The 24,582-nt window shown below is 60.1% G+C and carries 22 protein-coding genes; 14 read left to right on the forward strand and 8 right to left on the reverse strand.

Annotated features, from left to right (window positions below; genetic code table 11):
- Positions 1-67 precede the first annotated feature (67 nt).
- From HY067_16245 to HY067_16265, 5 genes are all read right to left on the reverse strand, one after another.
- Positions 68-697 (reverse strand): 2-hydroxychromene-2-carboxylate isomerase, encoded by a 630-nt coding sequence (locus tag HY067_16245; protein MBI3529503.1) that lies wholly within the window; start codon positions 695-697, stop codon positions 68-70.
- Between the two features lie 89 nt (positions 698-786).
- The gene (locus tag HY067_16250) at positions 787-1,218 is read right to left on the reverse strand and encodes an aldehyde-activating protein (protein MBI3529504.1); all 432 of its coding nucleotides are present in this window, start codon (positions 1,216-1,218) and stop codon (positions 787-789) included.
- A 71-nt stretch (positions 1,219-1,289) separates the two neighbouring features.
- Positions 1,290-1,643 (reverse strand): DUF4406 domain-containing protein, encoded by a 354-nt coding sequence (locus tag HY067_16255; GenBank protein MBI3529505.1) that lies wholly within the window; start codon positions 1,641-1,643, stop codon positions 1,290-1,292.
- Between the two features lie 108 nt (positions 1,644-1,751).
- Positions 1,752-2,060 carry a DUF1272 domain-containing protein gene (locus HY067_16260; protein MBI3529506.1) on the reverse strand — a complete coding sequence of 103 codons (309 nt, stop codon included), beginning with the start codon at positions 2,058-2,060 and terminating at the stop codon, positions 1,752-1,754.
- Between the two features lie 209 nt (positions 2,061-2,269).
- Positions 2,270-2,965 carry a VIT family protein gene (locus HY067_16265; GenBank protein MBI3529507.1) on the reverse strand — a complete coding sequence of 232 codons (696 nt, stop codon included), beginning with the start codon at positions 2,963-2,965 and terminating at the stop codon, positions 2,270-2,272.
- Positions 2,966-3,539: 574 nt separating this feature from the next.
- Between HY067_16265 and HY067_16270 the strand changes: the two genes are divergently transcribed.
- From HY067_16270 to HY067_16315, 10 genes are all read left to right on the forward strand, one after another.
- A complete protein-coding gene (locus HY067_16270; protein ID MBI3529508.1) occupies positions 3,540-4,712 on the forward strand; it encodes a hypothetical protein in 1,173 nt (390 codons plus the stop codon).
- 50 nt (positions 4,713-4,762) lie between these two features.
- Positions 4,763-5,497: a hypothetical protein gene (locus HY067_16275; GenBank protein MBI3529509.1), complete on the forward strand. Its 735-nt coding sequence runs from the start codon at positions 4,763-4,765 to the stop codon at positions 5,495-5,497.
- Positions 5,494-5,889, forward strand: a complete 396-nt coding sequence (locus HY067_16280; GenBank protein ID MBI3529510.1) for a hypothetical protein — start codon at positions 5,494-5,496, stop codon at positions 5,887-5,889. The genes HY067_16275 and HY067_16280 overlap by 4 nt, the downstream gene beginning before the upstream one ends.
- A gap of 303 nt (positions 5,890-6,192) precedes the next feature.
- Positions 6,193-6,867, forward strand: coding sequence for a molybdate ABC transporter permease subunit (modB, locus tag HY067_16285; GenBank protein MBI3529511.1), 675 nt, complete (start codon positions 6,193-6,195; stop codon positions 6,865-6,867).
- A gap of 4 nt (positions 6,868-6,871) precedes the next feature.
- Positions 6,872-7,672 carry an ATP-binding cassette domain-containing protein gene (locus HY067_16290; GenBank protein ID MBI3529512.1) on the forward strand — a complete coding sequence of 267 codons (801 nt, stop codon included), beginning with the start codon at positions 6,872-6,874 and terminating at the stop codon, positions 7,670-7,672.
- Positions 7,673-7,724: 52 nt separating this feature from the next.
- Positions 7,725-9,341: a porin gene (locus tag HY067_16295; protein MBI3529513.1), complete on the forward strand. Its 1,617-nt coding sequence runs from the start codon at positions 7,725-7,727 to the stop codon at positions 9,339-9,341.
- Positions 9,342-9,387: 46 nt separating this feature from the next.
- Positions 9,388-10,143 (forward strand): molybdate ABC transporter substrate-binding protein, encoded by a 756-nt coding sequence (gene modA / locus HY067_16300; protein ID MBI3529514.1) that lies wholly within the window; start codon positions 9,388-9,390, stop codon positions 10,141-10,143.
- Between the two features lie 32 nt (positions 10,144-10,175).
- Positions 10,176-10,385: a TOBE domain-containing protein gene (locus tag HY067_16305; GenBank protein ID MBI3529515.1), complete on the forward strand. Its 210-nt coding sequence runs from the start codon at positions 10,176-10,178 to the stop codon at positions 10,383-10,385.
- Positions 10,386-10,414: 29 nt separating this feature from the next.
- Positions 10,415-10,951 carry a molybdopterin-dependent oxidoreductase gene (locus tag HY067_16310; GenBank protein ID MBI3529516.1) on the forward strand — a complete coding sequence of 179 codons (537 nt, stop codon included), beginning with the start codon at positions 10,415-10,417 and terminating at the stop codon, positions 10,949-10,951.
- Between the two features lie 12 nt (positions 10,952-10,963).
- A complete protein-coding gene (locus tag HY067_16315; protein ID MBI3529517.1) occupies positions 10,964-11,806 on the forward strand; it encodes a sulfite exporter TauE/SafE family protein in 843 nt (280 codons plus the stop codon).
- Positions 11,807-12,032: 226 nt separating this feature from the next.
- Here the strand turns inward: HY067_16315 and HY067_16320 are convergent, their stop codons facing one another.
- The gene (locus tag HY067_16320) at positions 12,033-13,508 is read right to left on the reverse strand and encodes an efflux transporter outer membrane subunit (protein MBI3529518.1); all 1,476 of its coding nucleotides are present in this window, start codon (positions 13,506-13,508) and stop codon (positions 12,033-12,035) included.
- A gap of 10 nt (positions 13,509-13,518) precedes the next feature.
- Positions 13,519-14,766: an efflux RND transporter periplasmic adaptor subunit gene (locus tag HY067_16325; GenBank protein MBI3529519.1), complete on the reverse strand. Its 1,248-nt coding sequence runs from the start codon at positions 14,764-14,766 to the stop codon at positions 13,519-13,521.
- A 174-nt stretch (positions 14,767-14,940) separates the two neighbouring features.
- Here HY067_16325 and HY067_16330 point away from each other — a divergent pair, with 174 nt between their 5' ends.
- The 3 genes from HY067_16330 (at position 14,941) to crcB (ending at position 18,988) form a co-directional block, all read left to right on the forward strand.
- Positions 14,941-18,123: an efflux RND transporter permease subunit gene (locus HY067_16330; GenBank protein ID MBI3529520.1), complete on the forward strand. Its 3,183-nt coding sequence runs from the start codon at positions 14,941-14,943 to the stop codon at positions 18,121-18,123.
- A 73-nt stretch (positions 18,124-18,196) separates the two neighbouring features.
- On the forward strand, positions 18,197-18,556 hold the full coding sequence (locus HY067_16335) for a hypothetical protein (GenBank protein MBI3529521.1): 360 nt from the start codon (positions 18,197-18,199) through the stop codon (positions 18,554-18,556).
- 48 nt (positions 18,557-18,604) lie between these two features.
- Positions 18,605-18,988, forward strand: coding sequence for a fluoride efflux transporter CrcB (gene crcB, locus HY067_16340; protein MBI3529522.1), 384 nt, complete (start codon positions 18,605-18,607; stop codon positions 18,986-18,988).
- Between the two features lie 4 nt (positions 18,989-18,992).
- On the opposite strand, the gene HY067_16345 is transcribed toward crcB, so the two are convergent.
- Complete coding sequence (locus tag HY067_16345) at positions 18,993-20,480, reverse strand: NAD(P)H-hydrate dehydratase (GenBank protein ID MBI3529523.1); 1,488 nt, start codon at positions 20,478-20,480, stop codon at positions 18,993-18,995.
- Positions 20,481-20,541: 61 nt separating this feature from the next.
- On the opposite strand from HY067_16345, the gene purL reads away from it, so the two are divergent.
- A complete protein-coding gene (purL, locus tag HY067_16350; protein ID MBI3529524.1) occupies positions 20,542-24,423 on the forward strand; it encodes a phosphoribosylformylglycinamidine synthase in 3,882 nt (1,293 codons plus the stop codon).
- Positions 24,424-24,582: the final 159 nt, after the last annotated feature.

Below are 24,582 nucleotides of genomic sequence, written 5' to 3' on the forward strand. Positions count from 1 at the left end.
ACATCAGGTTTTCCATCCTCCGCGATTGGCTTCGGGCATATGAGTCTTTCTCCTCGATAAGTGCGGATCAGTCCCGCTTGCGCGATGCCCCGACCGGCAGCGTGCTTGCTCGTTTCATTTCATCCGTGGCGACGATGCCGGGATCGGCGAGATAGGCCTCGACGAAGTCCATGGCGTCCGCACCCCAGAACAGTTCGTCGTCAACGAATAGCGTCGGCACGCCGAATACGCCGCGGGACACGGCTTGGTCGGTTTCCAGCCGCAGAGCGTCCTTGATCGCCTGATCGCCGAGTCGTAAAGGATCGACATCCAGCGAGCGCGCGAGTTCGGCGAATGCCCGCTCATCGGCCGGATCGGCGCCCGTCGTCCAAATGGCTTCGAAGATGCGGCGCACGGCAAGGGGCGTATTGCCGGAAGCGACGGCAAGCCGCAGGTAGGGCAATGGATTGAAGGGATGGACGGCCGGGGAGCGAAATGCGATGCCTTGTTGGGCGGCCCACCAGGTGCACCAGCGGTAAGTCCATACGCGCTTGGGCGGGATCTCCGCCGGCCCTTTCTGTTCCCAATGATTGAGCAGGCCGGCGAACAGGACCGGCCTGTAGCGTACATCCAGCTTTTGCGAGAGCCGTCCGAGGCGGGCCAGCCCGATATAGGCGAAGGGCGAGATGAAATCGAAGTACCAATCGGCTTTTTTCATGATATGTCCTTTGGCGCAGGACTGGGCGGCAGATCCAGTCTAGACGTAGTGCCGGCACCCGGCGACCATCCGATGCCCGTTGCGCAATGCTAGGCAACGTCGACCACGGGCGTCCATTTTTGCTCGCGCCGCGCCAGCTTTTGTTCGGGAGATTCCCCTTCGTACGAAATCGCGGTCGCGACCGGAACGTCGACCGGAGGCGATAGTATGTTGACGTTGAGCGTGGCAAATTGGCCGCGGGCGGAATGGATCGCCGCGGCCACATAAACGCCGCAATCGCGGCAAATGAAGAAGTCGGCGGAACGCGATCCGAAGCGATAGCGATTCAATTTCGACCTATCCGGAATGCTGAACCGAATTGAACCCTCGGGATCCGACGTCGTCCGCGCGCCATGGCTGCGGCAGAAGCTGCATTGGCAGGCACGGACTGTCCATTGGGCCGGCGGACGCGAAGTGCGCAGTTCGAATTCAATCGCCCCGCAATGGCAGCGGCCTTGGAAGATATATGTTGATTCCGTCATTCGCTATCCAACTGTTCTGCGCCGGGATCGCGCAGCGCGTTCGGCTTCAACGGTCGCCGTACTCTGCGGGACTATGGCGCGAGCGGAACATCTTCGTAGCGGAAGAATACTTGTTTTTGAAATGATCGCGCCAGCGCCACCATTTCATCGGCTCCCTTCGAAGGACCGCCGATGCGCAGGCAGGCATCGCATTTGGCGACCAGACGGCGGGAAATCGGATGGAAGATTTCATCGAAGGCGGCATCGCCGATTTGCTTCGAACCGGCGAACTCGATCAGCGGTAGCGCGTGCCACTCGCCGAGCACCGGAAGATGACCGGCCCGGAAGAGCCGCAGAGCCATGTCGGTCATCGCCCGGACATTGCCGGCAATCAGCACGGGATCATCGTTCGTCCCGGACCGGTAGGGCCCGGCCACGAGAATCATGAGAGGGGAAGAGCGTTCAGCGTCGCTGCTCACAGGGGATACCTCATGTATTCAAGATTTGATGGTCATCCGGCGGCAGCGGGGCGGTCCGCAAGTCTGGCCGGGGGTTCACCGTTTTTCGGGCGGGAGGGATCCGATCTTTGCGGCCAGCTCCTTATGTGCGTCCAGATTGACGGGCCGGTGCTTCACGGCGGCACTCGCCGGATATTTGCCCAGGAAATTATCGCCTTTCCAGTTCCTCGTCGGCCGAATCGGACGCGAGGAGAATCCGCCCCCGCAGTTCGGACAGAAGTTCCCGAACAGGCTTTCGACGCAAGTTTTGCAGAAGGTGCATTCGAAGCTGCAGATCATCGCCTCTATCGAGTCGGGCGGCAGCTTACGGTTGCAGTGTTCGCAGGTGGGTCTGAGTTCGAGCATTCTCCATTCCCTTTACTTGTGCGCTGGCGATCGGTCCCTGGTGGCACGGACCGTCAGGTTTCATTTTCATCCGGAACCAGCGATGACCAGTTTATTCCAAGCGTCGCCGCGATGGTTTGCAGGAGCAGGATCGGAAGCTCGGCGGCGATTTGAACAGGCGATTTGAGGAAGTCGCGCTGCTCCGGCGATATCCGCCTGGCCCTGGCGTCTCACGCAACCGCTCCGAACAGAGCACCGACGCCAGCGGTCAGCCCCATGGCCAGTGCACCCCAGAATGTGACGCGCATTGCGCCCACGATCATGCCCGCGCCGCCCGCGCGCGCGGCCAGCGCCCCGAGGAGGGCGAGGAACACCAGCGAAGTTCCCGCGACGAGGGAGATCAGGCTCGCGTCCGGCGCAATGGCTGTGACGAGGAGGGGCATGGCCGCGCCCACGGAGAAGCTGCCGGCCGACGCAAACGCAGCCTGCGTCGGCCGCGCGCTCAACGCCTCGGTGATGCCGAGTTCATCGCGGGCATGAGCCCCGAGCGCATCGTGCGCCATGAGTTGATCGGCGACTTGTTTCGCCAGCGCCGGATCAAGGCCGCGCCCGACATAGATCGCCGCCAGTTCGTGGCGCTCGCCCTGGTCGTCTGATTGGAGTTCCTTGCGTTCTCGCTCGAGGTCGGCCTGTTCGGTGTCCGCCTGCGAGTGGACGGAGACATATTCACCGGCAGCCATCGACATGGCGCCGGCTACCAGCCCGGCGACCCCCGCAACCATGACGTTGCCGTGAGTCGCGTGCGCAGCGGCAACGCCCAGCACCAGGCTCGCCGTTGAAACGATGCCGTCGTTCGCGCCCAATACCGCCGCGCGCAGCCAGCCGATGCGATCAGTGCGGTGTCGCTCCCAGTGACGTAGAGGCATGCTTGAGGCCTGTCTGATGTGGATAGACGCACACTCTACCGGAGAGCGGATGGTCCATCATCACTGCTTCCTTGCGCAGCCTCGACAAACACCAACTGATCGAGGCCACCGCGAACCGCGGCCTCGCGCGTGAGCGCGTACCCAGCCCGCAATGACGACCGAACGAAGCAGTTCGTCGATGAGGAGCCCTATCGATAGTGCTTTTCGCAGGTTCATGGCGTTTGATTCATGCCGCTGACCTGAATGATGGCCCAGGCGATTTATTTGAAAGCGGTTCGACAAACAGCTTGACGTATCGTTATATCCATAAGAATATAGCGTGTGGGTGGCTTGCTGTTGGACGAAAAGGAACGAGTTCGTTCCGCACGTAAACCTCCCATTCGAGCCTCGAGCAGCGCCCCTTCGGGGGTGCTGCTCAATTTTTTCCGACTGAATTCCGACATGAATTGTGAAGCTGCGGCGATCTCGGCGGGAAATTGCGCGAATATCGTTATATTTATATGGATATAACGATAAGGAAATCCTATTCCAGAATGCAGGCGTAATCCATCCAGAAGACGAGGAGATCAAGAACATGAGAAAAACAGCTACCGCATTGCCGTTCCTGCTCGCGAGCATGCTCGGACTGGCAGTGAACACTGCGTTTGCAGACGGACCGGATCCTTATCCGGTCAAGGGCCAGGTCCTGCAGGTTCTGGAAGCGTTCGACAATCCCGAGGGGGCCATTTTCAGTGCTGATGGAAAAACCGTTTTTATTTCCAATTCAGCCGAACTGGGCATGCCGGACAAGGGATTCCACTGGACCCACAAGGGCGGCTACATCAGCAAGCTGTCGGTGCAACCGGACGGCACCCTCAAAATGGTCAAGGAAAAGCTCATCGCTGGCCTGACTGGTCCTTTGGGTATGGCCGTCAGCACGGTCGCGACGAGGAAATTCCCGAAAGGAACGATTTTCCTGGCTGAAGCTTGGGCGCCGCTGGCGGAGGCGGACGGAACCGAGGTCAAGGATCCTTCGGTGCTCGATCCGAAGATCCTTGCGTTCAACGCCGACGGTAAGGTGCTGGGCGCGATCAAGCTCGGCGCAGGGTCCGCCGCCGAGAAAGTCAGCGGAGTAACCGCGACGCTCGCCAATGCGCTGGCTTTCGACCGGCAGGGCAACCTGTATTTGGCCGACACGGGGATTGGCGGTGGTTTGTTCGTTCCGCCGCTCGATACCAAGGGCGGCGGTGTTTACATGTTCCCGCTGGGCTCCTTGGACAGTCTCGCCGAGGGCAAGGATGCGCCGCTGTCTTATATCGGCGTTCCCGACGGCGGACCGGACGGCATCGAAGTGGCGCTGGACGGGGCGATCCATTTCAATACGGTGGGCGTGGCGGCGGGACTCAAGGACCCGGCCGAAGGCGGTATGTACCGCGTCACCAAAGAGGATTTCGCGGCTGGACACCTGCCGGAGCCGTTCGCACGCGGATTGGGTGCGCTTGACGGACTGGATTTTGCCGGCTCGGTGCGGCTGGATACGGAAATCGTCAAGACCAATACTGTGGTCGTCACTCCGCCTTACGGCAAGCCGATGACTCTGATATTCGATCGTGAGAAGAAACTGGCCGGCCCGGCCGACATTGCGGTCAGCAAGCAAAGCGATGGCAGTTATCTGCTGGTGATCCCGGAACTGTCGGCGACTTCTCCGAACAACAAGAACAATCCGGTGACCGTCATCCGGTTGCCGGCGAACTTCGACAAGTTCTGAGCGTTCCGACCAAGCACCTGTAAGCAATCCCGCGACCGGAGGCGATGCCAATGGATATGCAAGTTCCTTTCAATATCAGGACTGCACGTCGGGCAAACCCCGTTCTCTATGCTCGCAATCAGGAAATCTGCAACCGATATGCGGCGGGTGAAACACTCGCCGCGATCGGATCTTGCTTCGGTATCAGTTCTGAACGCGTGAGGAAGATCCTGAAGAAATTTGGTCTGGACAAGACCAATGGCGGTCTTGCCATACGCAACCGCAACAAGCCCCGCAAGCCGCCGGTCAAGCCCTATTCCCTGCGCGTATATGGATGCACAGCCGCGGAGCTCGACAAGTTCACGCATGCGGAGCGCCTGGCTTTCTTGCAGCAGAGAACAAATGGCAAGAGGACGGATGTGCCGTGGCGTCTGACATTGCCGCAATGGTGCGACTTCTGGTTTCGTTCGGGTAAGTGGACGCAGCGTGGCCGAGGACCATTCAAGTACGGCCTCTGCCGCATCGATTCCAGTGGGGCATTTTCAGTCGAAAATGTCCTGATCCTGAAGAACAGCAGGTCGGCAAGACGCGAAATAAGAGCCACCAACCAGTTGCCCGCCTTGGAATTCCACAGGGAGGCATGGATTTTGGCGCGCCTGCAAGCGGCATGGGCTGAAAACCGCAGGACGGCAAATCCGGCGCTTGCGACAAATGCGGTGCAGGAGTCTGCCTACCGCAAATACTGGGAACAAATTGCAAGTAGCGAACGTGAGCGGTTGAAGCGCGCCGAGATTCGTGAAAAGTGAAGCATGAGGTGATCCAGGGCCAGGTTTGCACGGGATTCGAAGTCTCGCGGGATGGCACACGTTTTCGATTGCAGCTAATTGACAACGAGGGGCGGGCGCTTGCGCTGGAATTTCCCACCGCAAGCCTGGACTCCTTGATGAGAGTGCTGCCCGAAATTCAGCAAGTTGCCCTGCCGCGCGGGCGCGGTAACAAGGCCTTGAGAATCATCCGCAGCCCGGAAGCCTGGTCGCTGGAGCGTGACCTGGCAGATGATTCCCTGCTATTGGTGCTGATTACCAGTGGCGGATTCGAGTGGTGTTTTCATCTCGATGATGTGGAAGTCTTCAAGATGGCAACCTACCTGCGCGACGAACGTGCGGTTACGCTGCCTGCGCCGGATATCCGCCAATGACGGAAATGCCGGTTCGAATGCAATCCATCGTCTTCAGGACAAATGACTTTTCCGGCGTTGTTCCCTCTCTGTTTTTCGATACGGCAAGGCACTGCGGAAAGCCGGTCATGCGCCGGAGCCTTCGACGTTGTCTCGTGGCGCCACGGCGCAAAGCCTGACCACCTCGCCGATTACCGGGTTCTCCTTTTGGTTGAACGGCGTCATGAGGCAGGGTTGATTTCTTGACGGCAGCCCGTATTGTAGTTAGCCTTCGTCGTTATATAAGCTGGTATATATCGGTACGCCGAAGGAAATTCGGGCTTGATGACCTCCCAGGAAGTCCTGGTTCCTCTGTTGCTTACCCTCAAGGTCGCGGGTTGGGCGACTTTGCTCGCAACGATTTTCGGGATCGCCATTGCGTTCGCGGTCGCTCGCCTGCGCTTTCTCGGCCGGGAAGTGGTGGACGCCACGATGACCTTGCCGATGGTGATGCCGCCGACCGTGCTTGGCTACTATCTGCTGGTGCTGGTGGGCCGGCGAGGCGTCATCGGCGAATGGCTCTACGACAAACTCGGCATCACGCTCATATTTACCTGGCAGGGTGCGGTGATTGCGGCGGCGGTCGTCGCTTTTCCGCTGGTCTATAAAGCCGCGCGAGCGGCTTTCGAGGGGGTCGAGCGCCAGTACGAGCAGGCTGCCCGCGTACTCGGCAAATCGGAATTCGAAGTCTTTATCTGGGTGACATTGCCGCTCGCATGGCGCGGCATCCTGGCTGGGGCGATGCTTGCATTTGCGCGTGCGATGGGCGAGTTCGGCGCCACGCTGATGGTCGCCGGCAGCATTCCCGGCCGTACCCAGACACTTTCCATAGCAGTCTACGAAGCAGTGCAGGCAGGAAAAGACGACGTCGCGAATTTTCTGGTCGTGGTGACCTCGATCGTTTGCATTTCGATCCTGCTGGCTTCCGGCCGGCTGTTGCAACCGCGTTACGCGAACTGACGCGATGCGCATCGAAGTCGATATCCGCAAAACACTGCGTTCGAACGGGCGCGATTTTACGCTGGACGTGAAGTTCACCTGCGAGGACAACCTTGGCGTGGTATTCGGCCCTTCGGGTGCCGGAAAGAGTTTGACCTTACGCGCCATCGCCGGCCTGGAAAGACCCGATTACGGGCGGATTGTGGTGGGCGAAAAAGTATTGTTCGACTCCATTGCCGGCATCGACGTGCGTGCGAACGCGCGGGCCGTCGGCTACCTGTTCCAGGACTACGCGTTGTTTCCGCACCTGAACGTCGAGGAAAACATAGGATTCGGCGTCAGGCGCTGGTGGGAGCGCAAGCTGCCGATGGAAGCGGCACGTCGTGTCGCGGAACTTCTGGATTTGTTCGAACTGCGCGGGTTGAACAATGCGTATCCCGTGCAATTGTCCGGAGGACAGCGCCAGCGCGTGGCATTGGCGCGAGCACTGATCCGACGTCCGGACCTGTTGCTGCTGGACGAGCCATTTGCGGCGCTTGATCCGCTGCTGCGCGGACGCATGCGTGCCGAGCTGGTCGCCACGCGGGCAATGTTCAAGGTGCCGATGCTGGCCATCACGCATGATCCGGAAGATGTGTCCATGCTTGCCGAGACGGTGATCATTTTGAATGAGGGCAGGGTGGAAAAAGTAGTCGATGTGAAGGCTGCACCCTACAGGGATGGAGAAGGGCGTCTGGATGAAGGATCGATCCGCGAGCTGTTGACGGGATTGGAGGCGGCGGGGCCGCCGCCGCTCCCGCGCAAGACGATTCGCGCGGTGACATAAAAAATTTTATGTTTCGTTATATATGTATCGATATTACGAAAGGGAGAAGGCCGTGAAAGCATCGAAAAAAATAAATTGCAAATGGACCAATTTCAAACAGGGAGCAGCGGCGTTGGCTGTTGGAATGATGACGTTGTCCGGGGTGGCCTACGCGGATGATCCAATCAAGAGACTGCTGGACCTGCAGTTGAAAAAGGGCATCATCACCCAGGAGGAGTACGACGAATTCATGTCCACGACAGGTGCTCCGGCCGAACCGGAGAAAAAAGCGGAACCCGGGAACCAGGTCAGTCCGCCGGACAATGCAACAAGCAAAGGCCCGACATCGACCAGCAGCGAAGGTGGCGTAGCGGTGATCAAGACCGACAATTTCAAGGTCGAAGTATTCGGTACCATCGATTTGTCCGTCGGCTACACAAGTCACTCTCTTGTGCAGAGCGGAGAGATGCCGACTTCAATCGGTCCGTATATTTCCGGCGGGGTGAGATATCCGAGGACGACGCCCACGGGACCCGGTGGCGCGCAGGTGCCTTATCCTGCTTCCAACATGTCCAGCCAGACCGGCATCTTCAATAGCGCGCTCTCGACTTCCTCTTGGGGCATTCGAGCGACCAGGGACATCGGCGCCGACGGCCTCAAGGCTTTCGTCGTTCTCGACTCTGCAATCAACCCGGCCACAGGCCAGTTGACGGACCAGTCTCACAATGAGTCGATCAATTCCAGATATCCGACGACGGCCTACGCCACCAGTTCGTTGAATGGCCAGCTGTTCGCCAAGGAGGCAGTCGGCGGGTTTTCCGGGGACAAATGGGGTCGGATTACCGTGGGTCGAAATACCAACCTGATTAACGATGTGCTAAATAGCTATGCTCCGCTGCAGAAGGCAGGCCTCTTCTCGATCTATGGAAACGGCGTCTATGGTGCAGGGGGAGGCATTTCCGAAAATGGCCGCGTCGACTCGAGCATCAAGTACCAGCACAAGTTAGGGGATGTGAATCTCGGACTGCTGTACGGATTCGGCAGCAATGGCGGTCTGAAGAAAGGTAACCAGGGCTTCGCGGGCAATCTCGGCTATGAAACGGAACGCTTCGGCGTCCAGCTGGTCTACGAGGAATTCAAGGATGTGCTCAAGACTGCCACGGACGCCACGCTGTCCAACGTGATCGACCTGACCGCCTATGACCAAAAAGCCCTGATGCTGGCAGCGAAGTACAAGCTGACCGACAAGCTGCATACGCAAGTCGGCATCCAGCAGGCGCAGCTGAAGGCGCCGACCCCCGATCCCAACATTCCGTTCATCAGCAATCTCTATGGTGAGAATGTCGCCAAGTCCGCGGCCTATGTCGGGGAAACCCAGAAATTCAATATCGGCCACCTCGGGTTCGACTACGATTTCACCGAGAAGCTGAACGCGAACGCCGCCTACATGTGGGTAGGCTTGCCAAGATACAACTTCGGAACGCCCGTGGGCGTGTTTCCCAGCCGCTATCTGGGAGGGTACATCGACGCGTGGGGCGGGCTGCTCACCTACAGACTGTATAAGGGCACGACGCTCTATACCGGCGCGATCTTCTCGCACTACAGGGGAGACGCGTTCGAGTCGAACAGCACGACGATCTTCGTGCACGACATATTCACGGCTTCCACCGGCTTTCGCCTCAGGTTCTAGCATGCGGATGCCACTCTCAACCCAGAAGCGAAGGAGCGACAACGCGATGTACCGGCTACTCATGCAAGTAACGATTGCGCTGCTTGCCTTGCAGTTCGGGGTGAGCGCGATGGCCGCCGATCTGATCGTCTCGGCGGCAGCGAGCCTGACCAATGCCTTTACCGACATCGGGCACGAATTCGAACGTGCACATCCGGATACGAAAGTCGTCTTCAATTTCGCCGGGTCGGGGCAACTCCTGCAACAGATAGCGAAGGGCGCGCCGGTGGATGTCTTCGCATCCGCGGATCAGGAGACCATGGACAAGGCAGAGGTGGAAGGTCTGGTGGAGGCGGGAACGCGCGCGGACTTCGTGCGCAACTCGCTGGTTGTGGTCGTTCCGGTCGACTCGACACTCTCGGTCGCGTCGCTGAATGACCTGACGAAAAGCGAAATCCGCCATGTCGCGATCGGCAATCCAGACAGCGTGCCGGTCGGTCGATACAGCAAGGCAGTACTCACAGCGTCCGGTCACTGGGACGCGTTGGAGCCCAAAGTGGTCAACACGCAGAATGTGCGACAGAGTCTCGACTATGTTTCCCGAGGCGAAGTCGAAGCCGCCTTTGTCTATCGGACTGATGCCGCCATTCTCCCGAACAAGGTGAGAATCGTACTTGAGGTACCCACGCAGAAGCCTATCCTTTATCCCATCGCAGCCATTAGGGCTTCCGGCGATAAAATCGTCGTGAAATATTTCATTGCTTTCGTCCAATCCAATGCCGGGACGAAGATCTTTCAAAAATACGGATTCGGCAAGCCCTGAAACAGTTCAACCAATACGAGGAGGTTGGCAGCATGAAGATCAGTGCCAGGAACCAACTGAAGGGCAAGGTCAAAAGCGTCAAGCATGGGCCGGTCAGTACTGAAGTGGTTATCAGCGTTGCAAATGGCGTGGAGATCACTTCGGTCATCACTGAATCGGCGGCGAAGGAACTGGAGTTAAAGACAGGTTCTGTCGTCTACGCGGTCATCAAGGCCAACAACGTGATCGTGGCAGTGGATTGATCCATGGTTGTGCTGGCAGGACTATCGGCATGAGCATGACGTCGGACATCCGCTGCCGGATGGCGGGGTACTGCCGCATCGCGGCTATACTCCATTGCCTGTTGCCAGCGTTGGCCCCCGCCGCGGAAGACGTCCAGACGCTGCTTACCATCAGGCAAGGGGGGGCGGTGCTCGGGACATTTTCACTCGCTGCCCTGGAAGCTGCCGGTGCCATCGCGGTGACGGTTGAAGATGATTCCGGCCAGTCATCGGATTACACCGGCGTGCCGATCGCGCAATTGCTGGAATCGGTCGGTGTCGCGCTCGGCAAATCCGTGCGCGGTGATCGTCTTACGGAGTTCATGATGCTCCGAGCGGCTGACGGCTACCGGGTGTTGTTTTCGCTGGCCGAGACCGATCCGATATTCCGCGAGCGTGTGCTGCTGCTTTGCTACCGGAAGAACGGCGGTCCACTGCCCGGCAAGGAAGGGCCGCTGCGCGTGGTTGTCGCCGACGAAAAACGACATGCTCGCTGGGTAAGGCAGGTCACGGCGATCGAATTGGGCCGCGTTGAGGAACCGCGCTGACGGTGCGCTGGCATGAAGCATGAAACTGAGCTTGCAGCAGTTGGGGCGGCGGCAGCGGGTATCGCCGGAGGGTTGATTGGTCTCGGAGGCGCGGAGTTCCGTTTGCCATTGCTGCTGGGGCCACTCCGGGTGCCGCTGCGTGAGGCTGTGCCGTTGAACCTGTCAGTGAGTCTGTGCGTGGTGCTGGCTGCACTGCCATTGCGGCTGTTGCAGGCGCCAGCGGTACCGGAGATGCGTTACGTCGCCGGCGCTGTCGCTATCGCGCTGGGAGCAGCCCTCGCGGCGAGTCGCGGTGCGAAGATGTTCGCGAGTTTGCATTCCCTGAATCTCGCGATGCTGATCCGGGGGCTGCTGTTCGTGCTTGGCGCGATCATGCTCGCGGAAGCGGTGTTTCCGTTGTCGCCGTTGGGCTTGTTGGGAACGAATGCCGCAGTCCAGCTAATCGCCGGCGTCCTGGCAGGGATGGCGATCGGGTTGGTCAGCAGTCTGCTGGGTGTTGCCGGCGGGGAACTCATCATCCCAACACTCGTCGTAGGGTTTGGCGTGCCTGTGAAATCGGCCGGAACGCTCAGTATTCTGATCAGCGTGCCCGCGATGATGGTCGGTCTTATGAAGTACCGCCAACTGGGCGCACTTCGGTCTCCATCGATGCGCGGATACTTTCGTTCGCTGGCAACAGACTCGATTGTCGGCGCGCTTGCTGGTGCAGCGATGATTGGGTTCGTACCGGCAGCAGGATTGAAGATCTTGCTGGGCGTGCTGCTGATATGGTCGGCATTCAAAGCGGTGCCAGCGCACAGGAAAGATCAACCGGGTTCTGAGCGATCGAAGGAAGCGTCAAAGGAAAACACATAATGATCAACGCTAGAATTGCTCAAGGATGAGGTGAAGTCCCGTTACTCTCGGTCCGGTCAGTGCCGAGATCGTGGTCAAGGTGACCAGCGAGGTCGAGATCGCCTTCTTTATCACTGAATCCGACGCGAAGGAACTGGACCTGAAGAAGGAAAGCACGGGGTATACGGTGATGAGGGCAATAAACGTGATCACCGCGACCTACTGACCCGGAGCGAATGGCGGTGCGCTAGCTGCCCGGTCCCTGTCTTGCCGGCATAACCCACGCCGTGCCGGATGCATCACGCCGTTCGGCCCACCCACCACCGAGCGCGCGAATGAGCGTGACGCTGGCGAGCATCTGCTGCTGGCGCACCACCAGGCGACCACGCTCGACCTGCAAACGGGTGCGTTGCGCATCCACCAGCTCCAGAACATTGACCAATCCGGCCTTGTAGCGCGCGGTTGCCAGTTGTTCGGCGCGCTCCGCCGCATTCACCGCGCGCAACTGACTCTCATGCTGAAGGTCCAGGATGCGCAATGCGGACAGCGCGGTTTCCACTTCCTTGAACGCAACCAGCAGACGCTCGCGATAGTTGGCGAGACTTTCCGCATAGACCGCGCGGGCGCGATCGACGTTCGAGCGCAAGCGTCCACCGTCGAACAATGGCTGCGCCAGTGATGCACCGAGCAGCCAGATCTGGCTGTCTCGATTCAGCAGATCGGACAGCTCGGCGCTCTCGAAGCCGAGCGCGCCTGTTAGCCTGATCGAGGGGAACAGTGCGGCTTGCGCTACACCTATGTCGGCATTGCGCGCCGAAAGCAGGCGTTCGGCTTCCGCTACGTCCGGGCGCCGCTCGATCAGATCGGCGGGCATGCCGACGGGAATGACGGGAGGTCGCGGCACGAATGGCTCGACACCGAGTTCGAAAGGGCCAGGCATTGCGCCGGTCAGCACGGCAAGTGCGTGCTGCAAATCATTGCGGCGGCGAAGTGCCGCCTGAGCTTCCGATTGCGTGGCGGCAAGCTCGGTTTCGACGCGGGCGAGATCGAGCTCGCTGGCCAGGCCACCGCGTTTACGCGAGGCAACCAGGTCGCGCGCTCGCTCGCGCAATTCGATGCCACGAGTGAGCAGCGCAAGTTCCTCGTCTGCGGCGCGCAACTGGAAATAAACTTGTGCGAGATCGCTTTGCAGTATCAGCAGAACGCCGTGGTAGGCCGCGACGCTCGCTTCCATGCGCCGGCTTGCGGACTCCTCGAGTCGGGAAATCTTGCCCCACAGATCGACTTCGTAGGACGCATACAGGGGCAGCTTGAAGCGGTCCGTCGTGTAGGCAACATTGCCGGGTACCTTGTTCGGCTGATCGGGGCGATTGCCCGATACGCGGTAGCGCGAAGCGTCGGGAAAAAATTCCAGTGTCGGATAACGGCCGGCCTCATTGAAACCGAGCACCGCGCGAGCCTGTTCCACTCTCGCGGCAGCGGCTTGCACGCGCGGGCTGGACACCCGGGCTTGTTCTTCAAGCCGGTTGAGCACCACGTCGCCGTAAATCTCCCACCACCTGCCGCGAATCACTTCGTCGCTCGGCGCGGCTTCCTTCCATGGGCCGGCTTCGATGTATGCGACCGGCAGCGTCGCCTTTGGACGAACATAGTCGGTGCCGGCGCGCATGCAGCCCGAAACCACCATCGCAATTGCCAATGTCAGCAGAAAGCGCGCTTTCATCGGAGTCGAATCAGGACTTGGGTTTTTCTGTCGGCGCCGCAGCCGGTTTGGGCGCGTCTTTCTTATCGCTATGCGCCTGCATTTCCGTCGCTCGTACTTTGGACCCTTCGACCAGACTGTCGCGCGGGTTGTTGATCACGCGCTCGTTGTCCGTCAAGCCGGCGAGGATCTCCACTTCCTTGCCGAAGTCGCGGCCGACTTTCACCGGCTTGATATGAATGACACCGCCGGTATCCACAACGGCCACGCGGGTGCCTTCTCCACCGACCATCAGCGCGTTGATCGGAATCTGAAGATTCGGTTCGGCATTGACCAGGTTGATCTTTGCCTGTGCATACATGCCCGGCAACAGCGGTCCCTCGCGATTGGGCACATGCATTTCCACCACCATGGTGCGTGTGGCCGAATCGAAGGCCCCCGCGCTGCGCATCACCTTCGCGGGGAAGACGCGCTCGCCGAGTTCGGGCACTACCAGGTCAACGGTCATGCCGGGCTTGATCATCCGCATGCTGCTTTGTGGAACGGCTGCATGCACGCGAATCGTGTCTGTTTGCGACAGTTTGAACAGCCAGCCGGAGGAAGACGCACTCCCAGCCTGGATCAATGAGCCGACGTCGACGTTGCGCGCGACGATCGTTCCCGAGAATGGCGCGGTGACGCGCTGGAACGATTTCATTTGCTCGAGCCGGCGCAGATTGGCTTCCGCCGCCGCATAGTCGGCTTTGCGCGCCTCGTGCACTCCGTGCTTCTCGTCGACTTCCTGAGGCGAAACGGCCTCTTCCTTCAGCAGTGCTGCATAACGCTCTGATGTAACCCGCGCCAGCTCCAGATTGGCCTTGACCTGCGCGCGGGATGCGTGCGCCTGATCGAGTTCACGGTCGACTTCCGGCGCCTCGATCTCGGCGAGCACCTGTCCTGCCGTGACCTGATCACCGATATCCACTTGCCAGCGCTTGAGATAACCGTTGGTTCGCGCATAAATGGTGGTTTCCTGCATCGCGTAAAGGCTGACCGGCAATACGATATCGGCCTTCTGGCTGCCCCGCTTCGCGGGCACATACATAACAGCTTGCAACTCATCCTTGCCGGCTTCGGCTTGGGCCACCTTCAAGGCATTCCACTTCGGCCACAAACCGATCGAGAACAGACCCGCCATGACGACGGCGAGCCCGATGACCAGGGCGGTTCCCGAAACCCGGCCGCGCATGGATCGAATGCTGTTGCGGCGTGCATAAACGAATCGTGAAGGCGCGCTCATTTCATTCTCCCTCCCCTGGGGTTCTTGCCTGTTTGCGTCGCACAATATTTCATTTTGAAATAATAATGTCAGAATGAAACATATGATTTCAAACGGTTTTTCTTGTAACCGCCAGCCATAAACTTGTAACATTAAAGCAACATTGTTGCAACAATTGCGGATAGGGAGAGGGCGTTGTGGATCGTCAGGCTGGCGCTGAGCCGGCCCTATACCTTCGTTGTGGTAGCGATGCTGATCGTTCTGCTCGGCATCGTTTCCATCTTTCGCATGCCGAAGGACATTTTCCCGGAAATCGCGGAGCCGATCGTCACATTGATTTGGCAATACGTTGGCATTCCTGCCGATGCCTTCGAAAAGCAGATCACGATTTTTTCCGAACAGCAGATCAATACCACGGTCAGCAACATCAAGCGCATCGAGTCGCATACGATCAACGGCAAGAATGTCATCCGCATCTACTTTCAGCCATCGGTACGGATTGACCAGGCGGTAAGCCAGATCACGGCGACGTCGCAAACGATTATCCGGCGCATGCCGCCGGGGCAGCAGCCGCCGCAGATCGTGCAGTACGATGCCTCCAGCGTACCGATCCTCCAAATCGCGCTCGGTAGCGACACCATGAGCGAACAGCAGCTCTACGACCAGGGGCTATGGCTGGTGCGCAACGAAGTGGTGCCGGTTTCGGGCGCCACGGTACCACTGCCCTACGGCGGGCGGCCGCGGCTGGTGATGATCGATGCCGATCCCCTCCGCATGCATGCGAAAGGCGTGACCGTCAAAGACATCAACGACGCGCTCAATCGCCAGAACGTCAATCTGCCTACGGGATCCACCCAGATCGGATCGCGCGACTACGTACTGAGCATCAACAATAGCCCGGAGAAGATCGCAGAGCTTGGCGACTTGCCGATCAGGACCATCGGTGGCGCAATGGTGTACATCCGCGATGTCGCCGATGTGCGTGACGGCTACAACGAACAGACCAGCCTGGTACGGCACGACGGCCGCAAGTCGGCTCTCATCACGGTGCTCAAGAGCGGCGGCGCGTCCACCCTGGACATCATTCGTGACGTGCGGCAGCGGCTGTCCAACGTGACGCTGCCGGAGGGTCTGTCGCTTTCCTTCCTGTTCGACCAGTCGGTGTTCGTTGTCAATGCGATGCACGCGGTCGTCGTCGAAGGCCTGATGGCGGCGGTACTGACCGGCCTGCTGATCCTGCTGTTCCTCGGAAGCTGGCGCTCGATGGTGGTGGTGGTGACATCGATTCCGCTGGCAATCCTCTTCTCGATCATCATGCTTTCGGCGATGGGGTATTCGCTGAACCTGATGACGCTCGGCGGGCTGGCCTTGGCGGTCGGCATCTTGGTCGACGATGCCACGGTTACCATCGAAAACATCCACCGCCATATTGCGATGGGCAAAGGCCTGAAGCAGTCGATCCTGGACGGCTCGCAGCAGATCGTGGTGCCGGTGCTGGTGTCGATGCTGTGCATCTGTATCGTGTTCCTGCCGGTGCTGCTCCTGACCGGCGCCGCCAGATATCTGTTCACGCCAATGGCGCTGGCGGTCGTGTTCTCCATCCTGGCCTCTTACGGATTGTCGCGTACGCTGGTGCCGGTGATGTCGCGCTATCTCCTGCTGGAGGACGAGCACGGCGATGGTCACGGTGTGATGGCGCGGCTGCACAGCGTCGTCGAAACCAGCTTCGAGCGTTTGCGCCGTAACTACCTTTCCGCGCTGCGATGGGCACTTGCCAGCCGGGTCACCGTCTTCGCGCTGTTCATTGTGCTGGTGATTGGTTCCGCCGGCGCGGTGCTGTTCATCGGTTGGGAATTTTTCCCGGTGGTAGATGCCGGACAGATTCGTTTGCACGTCAATGCGCCGGCCGGCACGCGCATCGATGATACGGGCGTGATTTTCTCGAAGGTTCAGGACGAGATCCGTCGCACGATCGACGCGAAGGACCTGGACGTCATCATCGACAATGTCGGCATCCCGCCTTCGACAAACCTCGCCTATAGCGACAACGTCACGCTGTCATCCGGAGACGGTGAAATCCTGGTATCGCTGAAACCAGATCACCAGGTTGCCACGAAGGAATACGTGCGTCGCCTGCGCCAGAGACTTCCCGAACAGTTTCCGGAGTGCACGTTTTACTTCCAGCCCGGCGACATGATGAACCAGATCCTGAACTTCGGGCTGCCGGCGCCGATCGACGTCAAGATCATCGGCGGCGACTACAAGAATTTTCACCTGGCCAAGGAGATCGAGGCGCGCATGAAACGCATCGCCGGCGCGGTGGATGTACACGTTCACCAGATCATGAATCAGCCGGCGCTGCGCGTCCAGGTGGACCGCACCCGCGCCGCGCAACTCGGCTTCTCTCAGCGCGAAATCGCCGAGAACTTCCTGATCGCATCATCGTCCAGCGTTGTCGTGACGCCGAATTATTGGAACGACCCGAAGACCGGCCGGCCGTATCAGGTCGTCGTGGTTCAACCGCATGAGACGGCGCTCAATTCGGTCGAAGCGGTGCTGAACATACCGCTGCCGGGAAAAGGTCAGTCGCCTACGCAGACCCTGGGCAACGTGGCGACGGTCAAGCACGTGGAGCTGCCGGCAATCATCAATCACGTCAATACGGAGCTTGCGTTCGACGTGTACGCGAACGTGCAGGGCAGGGATCTCGGCGCCGTCGCTTCCGATGTGCGCAAGGTAGTCGATGAATTCATCCCAAAGGCGCTCGAACAGAAGAACAATACCCGCATTGAAATTGCCGGCCAGGCAGAGAGCATGTACGACGCTTTCACCCGCATGGGAATCGGCCTGATCGCCGCGGTGCTGCTGGTGTATTTCATCATGGTCATCAACTTTCAATCCTGGACCGATCCTTTCATCATCATCACGGCGCTGCCCGGCGCTTTCTGCGGAATCATCTGGATGCTGTTCCTCAGCGGAACCAGTTTCAGCGTGCCTTCGCTTATGGGCGCCATCATGAGCGTTGGTGTCGCCACGGCGAACAGTATTCTGATGGTGTCCTTCGCCAATGAGCAGTTGCGCAACGGCATGAGTCCGATCGAAGCCGCCCTGGAAGCCGGCTCGACGCGTCTGCGGCCGGTGCTGATGACGGCGGCCGCCATGGTGATCGGGATGGCGCCGATGGCGAGCGGACTCGGAGAAGGCGGCGAGCAGAATGCGCCACTGGGCCGAGCAGTGATCGGTGGGTTGTTGCTCGCGACCGTTGCCACGCTGTTCTTTGTACCGGTCGTGTTCAGCCTGTTGCGGCGCCATGGCGTGCCCAAGCCGAGATTTGCCGACGACGGCGTTGTCCTGGCCACGGATACTGCGCGGCACTAAGGATTTTTTGTGGATAGGATTTTTTGTAGATGCAATAGTGTTTTTTAGTGAGGAGACAACCATGAAAAGAATAATGCTGCTATGCCTGGCATTGATGCTGCCCGCGTGCGCGCATCTGAATCGGCCCACCACTGATCAGCAATTTGAATCCTATCGGGCAGAAGTCAGGGCAGAGCGTGACACGGGCAGGATTACCGCCGTGGAAGAACAGGAAAAACTGCGCGATCGCTATTGGGAGTTATATGGCAAGGATGCTAACAGCGCCGGCCACTTCGCGTTTTCGATTTCGTTGATGCACAGTGCGCAGGTGGGTAATTTTCCGATGCAGGAAGCGGAAGCATTGATTGCCGCGCGTGAAGAGCAGCTTTTCGCCCTGAAGATGGCTTCGCGGCAGCGGCAGCCCGACTGCACCTACGATTGTCCGTGGAACTGAGGTGCTCTCGATTATCATTTGCCATTTAACGGCTGTGGGGAACGGCAAATGGGCGGTTCGGGTTTCATAGCAGTTGGCGTCGGGGCTGCTCTGGGCGCGTGGCTGCGCTGGTGGCTGGGCATTGCGTTGAATGCCGTCACACCCAATCTCCCTCTCGGCACGCTGGCAGCCAATTTGATCGGCGGTTACCTGATCGGCGTTGCTGTCGAGTATTTCTCCCAACAGGGCGGGCTCCCGGTCGAGATGCGCCTGTTCGTGATCACGGGATTTCTCGGCGGTCTGACGACTTTTTCTTCTTTCTCCGCGGAAGCGGTCGGCTTGCTGATGGAAAGCCGGTATGCGTGGGCAATCCTGCTGATATCGAGCCATCTGATCGGTTCGATCGTCATGACCGTGCTCGGGATTTTCACGGTGCGTAGCGTTACTGCCTGACGGGTCAGGACCGGGCTTCGTTGAGAAGCTTGCGCCCGGCGTCTATGACTTCGGAAGCGGTGAGCCCAGCGGGCCCGATGCCGGCGGCAACCAGCCTGTCTGCTGCCAGGCCGTGCAGATGGACACCGGCAAGCAACGCGAGGTCAGGATCGCCACCTTGGGCAGTAAGCGACGCGATGATCCCAGTCAGCACATCCCCCATTCCCGCAGCGGCCATTCCCGGGTTACCGCTGGTATTCAGGTACCAGTCGCCGTTTTTCAGCGCGCAGACGCTGCCGTTTCCCTTCAGCACCACGGCGGCGTTGAACCGTGCGGACAGCGTGTGCGCAGCCGCGATCCGGTCATGCTGGATTTTGTCCGTACTGGTGGCGAGCAAACGGGCCGCCTCGGCCGGATGCGGAGTCAGGATCGAGGCGCTGGTCCGCGCCGCGAGACTTTTCTGCAGTTTCGGATGGGTCGCGATGAGGTTCAGTGCATCGGCATCGAGAACCAGCGGCGCCTTATGGGCCAGGACGGCGGCAAGAGCGTGCTGCGCCGCCTGAGATTCGCCCAGTCCAGGGCCGACCGCGATGCAGTCTAATCCCTCGGTCTTGAGCAAATCCTGCGCAGCCCGGAGCATCAATTCCGGTTGCACGAGATCCACCGAAGGCGAATCGGCGAACAATCCAAGGAAGACACGTCCGGCTCCCAGTTTCAGCGCCGCGCGTCCCGCCAGTAACGCGGCGCCCACCATGCCGGGCGCGCCCCCGAGGACGCCGACGTTGCCGAACGTACCCTTGTGGCTGTTGCGCCTTCGCAGGGGCAGCACGCTCGCGATCAGGGCGGATTCGATGCGCCAGCCCCGCGGTTCGGTGGTTTCGGGAAGGTCGACGCCGAGTGATTCGAGACGAACTTCGCCGGCGTAGTCCGGACCATCGAGCGTAAACAAACCCGCCTTCAGGCCGATGAACGTAAGCGTATGGTGGGCCCGGGCCGCGCAGCCCAGCACGCGCCCGCTGTCGGCATGCAGTCCGCTGGGAATATCGATGGCGAGGATGGGAACGCCGGAGGCATTGCTCCAGTTCACCAGTTCTGCATGCTTGCCGGTTAGCGGGCGTTCCAGTCCGACGCCGAACAGCCCGTCGACAATCAGATGCCAGTCGCCGCTCGACGGAATCGATTCGTGCAGCGCGCCGCCGGCCGCGCGCCAATCCGCCAGCGCTGCTTTGGCGTCGGCCGAGAGTTTCGCTTCCGGTCCGGTGAATACGACGGTGACGTCGTACCACCATTCCTTGAGCTGGCGCGCCGCAACGAAGGTGTCGCCGCCGTTATTACCCGGTCCGGCGAGCAGCAGGACGCGTTTGCCGCGATCGCCGAGCAAATCGCGCGCGAACTCCGCCACGGCAACTCCCGCGCGCGCCATCAAGAGCGGTGGAGAGGGCTGCGACAGTACCGCCTGTTCGATCTCGTGGATTTCCCTGGCGAGAAAGACCGGGGTGAATGCTCGGGGCATAGGAGACAGTTTAAACCACAGGGAGGCTATAATTCCGCTTTAACGACTCGCCGATGCCTAAATGCCAGATCTTCTGACGCTGCGCGGGCGCAACGCCCTGTCGGAATTCCGCCTCAAGAAGCTCACCCAAGCCCTCAAGAGAACCGCTCCCGTCATTACCGCCATCACCGCGGAATACTGGCATTTCGCCGCGCTGAAAGTTCCGCTGCAGGCCCCGCAGCGCAAGGTCCTCGAACGTATTCTGACCTACGGTCCGGCACCGGCCGGGGTTTCCGAAGCCGGTCGCTTGCTGCTGGTCGTGCCGCGGTTGGGCACAATCTCGCCCTGGGCCTCGAAAGCCACCGACATCGCACATTCCTGCGGGCTGGACACTGTGGAGCGGATCGAACGCGGTGTGGCCTACTACGTCAGCACGAAGCAGGGCGGCCCGCTCGATAAAGCGCAGCAGGCGGCGCTATTGCCGCTGCTCCACGATCGCATGACCGAAACCGTGCTGGATTCGCTCGAAGCAGCGGCGCAACTGTTCCAGCACGTTGCCCCCCAGCCATTGGCCACGATCGACCTGCTGTCCGGCGGCCGTGAAGCACTGGAGCGCGCAAACCGCGAAATGGGGCTGGCGCTGTCGGACGACGAGATCGATTATCTACTGGAGAATTTCCGGCGCATGGGGCGCAACCCGACCGACGTCGAGCTGATGATGTTTGCGCAAGCCAATTCCGAACATTGCCGGCACAAGATCTTCAACGCCGAGTGGATAGTTGACGGCAAGAAGCGGCCGAAGTCGCTGTTCGGCATGATCCGTCATACGCATGCGACGCATCCCGCGGGGACCGTGGTCGCGTACGCCGACAATGCCTCGATCATGGAAGGCGCCGAGATCGACCGGTTCTATCCGGACGCGTCCGGAACCTACCGATACGCCACCGAGCAGACACATATTCTGATGAAGGTGGAAACGCACAATCACCCAACGGCGATTTCGCCCTTCGCGGGAGCGGCTACCGGTTCCGGCGGGGAGATCCGCGACGAGGGCGCGACGGGCCGTGGCTCAAAACCGAAAGCCGGGCTGACCGGGTTTTCCGTTTCCCATTTGCGCATTCCCGGTTTCGTGCAGCCGTGGGAGAAGAACGCCATCGGCAAGCCGGGGCGCATCGCGTCCGCGCTGCAGATCATGCTGGAAGGTCCGATCGGTGGGGCATCGTTCAACAACGAATTCGGCCGTCCGAACTTGTGCGGCTATTTCCGGACTTTCGAGCAATCGGTCGGCGGCGAAGTGCGCGGTTATCACAAGCCGATCATGCTTGCCGGCGGCGTCGGTTCGATTCCTGCCTCGCAATCGTTGAAATCCGGCGTGCCGGCGGGTGCGTTGCTGGTGCAGATCGGCGGCCCCGGCATGCTGATCGGCATGGGCGGTGGCGCGGCATCGAGCATGAATACCGGTGCGAACATCGCCGATCTCGATTTCGATTCCGTGCAGCGCGGCAACGCGGAGATCCAGCGCCGTGCGCAGGAAGTCATCGACCGCTGCTGGGCGATGGGGGAGGACAATCCGATCCTGTCGATTCACGACGTGGGCGCGGGCGGGCTTTCCAACGCATTGCCGGAGCTGGTGCATGGCGCCGGTCGCGGCGGCCACATCAACTTGCGCGACATTCCATCGGAAGAACCGGGCATGACGCCGGCGCAGATCTGGTGCAACGAAGCGCAGGAGCGTTATGTCATGGCAGTCGCGCAGGAGCGCTTCGCCGCCTTCGAAGCCTTGTGCGAGCGCGAGCGCTGTCCTTTTGCGGTGGTCGGAACCGCGTCCGGCGACGGCTGGCTGAAAATCGAGGACCCCAAGTTCGGCAATCATCCGGTCGATATGCAGCTCGAAGTCGTGCTCGGCAAGCCGCCGAAGATGACCCGCGACGTGAAGCGGCGAACGCGCGCGCTTCCCGTGTTGGATTTTTCCGCAATCCATTTCAAGGAGGCGGTGTTGCGCGTGCTGCGCTTTCCCACGGTGGCGAACAAAACTTTTCTGATTTCGATCGGCGACCGCACGGTTGGCGGATTGTGCTCGCGCGATCCGTTCGTCGGCCCCTGGCAGACGCCTGTAGCCGACGTCGCGGTGACGCTGATGGGATTCACGACGTATCGTGGGGAAGCCTTCGCGATCGGTGAGCGGACACCGCTGGCCGTATTCAATGGACCAGCCTCCGGGCGCATGGCCGTGGGCGAAGCGCTCACCAATATCGCAGCGGCGCGCATCGCGAAAATCGGCGACGTCAAATTGTCGGCCAACTGGATGGCGGCGGCCGGCTATCCGGGAGAAGACGCGGTGCTGTTCGATACTGTCGAAGCGGTGGCGATGGAATTGTGTCCCCAACTTGGCATCAGCATCCCGGTGGGCAAGGATTCGATGTCGATGCGTACGGCGTGGCGGGACGGCAAAAAGAACAAGGAGGTCGTTGCGCCGCTGTCTCTGATCGTATCTGCGTTCGCGCCTTGCGTGGATGCGCGTAATACCCTCACGCCGCAACTGCAGCCGCTGGATCGCGACAGCGTGCTGGTATTGATCGACCTCGGTGCGGGGCGCAGCCGGATGGGTGGGTCGGTACTGGCGCAAGTGCATGATCAGGTCGGCGGCGAAGCGCCGGATGTGGATTCTCCCGCGAAGCTGAAGGTGTTCTTCGAGACGGTCCAGCAACTCAACCGGCAAGGCGCCATCCTCGCCTATCACGACCGGTCCGACGGCGGCTTGCTGGTCACGCTTGCGGAAATGATGTTCGCTTCGCATGTCGGCGTGACCGTCGATGTCGAAGGAGAAGTCGTGGCGGCGCTGTTCAACGAAGAACTGGGCGCTGTTCTCCAGGTCAGGTCGACCAGTTTCGATGCCGTGAAGAATGCGTTCGAAGCAGCCGGCCTGTCTGCAGAGTTTTGCCGGTTGGGCACCCTCAATCGCAGCGGCCGGCTCATCATCCATTCGAAGGGCAAAGAGGTCTATAGCGAATCCGGCGTGGCGCTGCAGCGCGCCTGGTCGGAGACTACCTATCACCTGCAACGGTTGCGCGACAATCCGGAATGCGCGCAGCAGGAATACGATCGCATCCTCGATGCCGCCGATCCCGGACTGCATGCCAGGCTGACATTCGATCCCGCGCAAGACATCGCGGCGCCTTTCATCCTCAAGCGCGTGCGCCCGAAGATCGCGATCCTGCGCGAGCAGGGCGTGAATGGCCAGATAGAAATGGCGGCAGCCTTCGACCGCGCCGGATTCGAATCCGTCGATGTGCACATGACGGATATCATCATCGGCCGGCTTGCGTTGTCAGGCTTCAAGGGCTTCGTCGCCTGCGGCGGATTTTCCTATGGCGACGTGCTCGGTGCCGGGGAGGGCTGGGCGAAATCGATTCTGTTCAATGCCCGCGCCCGCGAGCAGTTCGGCCTGTTCTTCCGGCGTGACGATGCCTTCGCGCTCGGTGTCTGCAACGGCTGCCAGATGATGAGCAATCTGCACGAGCTCATTCCCGGTACGGAGCATTGGCCGCATTTCGTGCGCAACCGTTCCGAGCAGTTCGAGGCCCGCGTGGCCATGGTGGAGGTGCCGGAGAGCCCGTCGCTGTTCTTCGACGGGATGGCGGGCAGCCGCATGCCGATTGCGGTCGCGCACGGCGAGGGCTTCGCGGAATTCCGAGATGGCGCCCAGTTGTCGGCGGCTCGCAAGCTCGTAGTACTGCGATTCGTGGACAACCACGGCAAAGTCACCGCGCGCTATCCGCTGAATCCGAACGGTTCCCCGGAGGGCATCAGCGGACTGACCACGCCTGACGGCCGTTTCACGATTGTGATGCCGCACCCGGAGCGCGTTTTTCGCAGCATCCAGAATTCCTGGCGTCCGGCTTCCTGGAAGGAGGATAGCCCGTGGATGAGGATGTTCCGCAACGCGCGACGCTGGGTGAACTGAGCGAACGGGATAAAAAAACGGGAGTATGTACTTGACGAAACCCATCCAAATAGCCGTTTTCCATCATGGGCATGAAAATCTGCCCCAAAACCGCACGATTTCTCGCAAAAAAGTAAAACTTTCCCTTGACTAAAGACATTTAGTTAAGTAAAATGTTTC

The organism is Betaproteobacteria bacterium, assembly GCA_016194905.1.
Taxonomy (GTDB): Bacteria; Pseudomonadota; Gammaproteobacteria; order Burkholderiales; family JACQAP01; genus JACQAP01.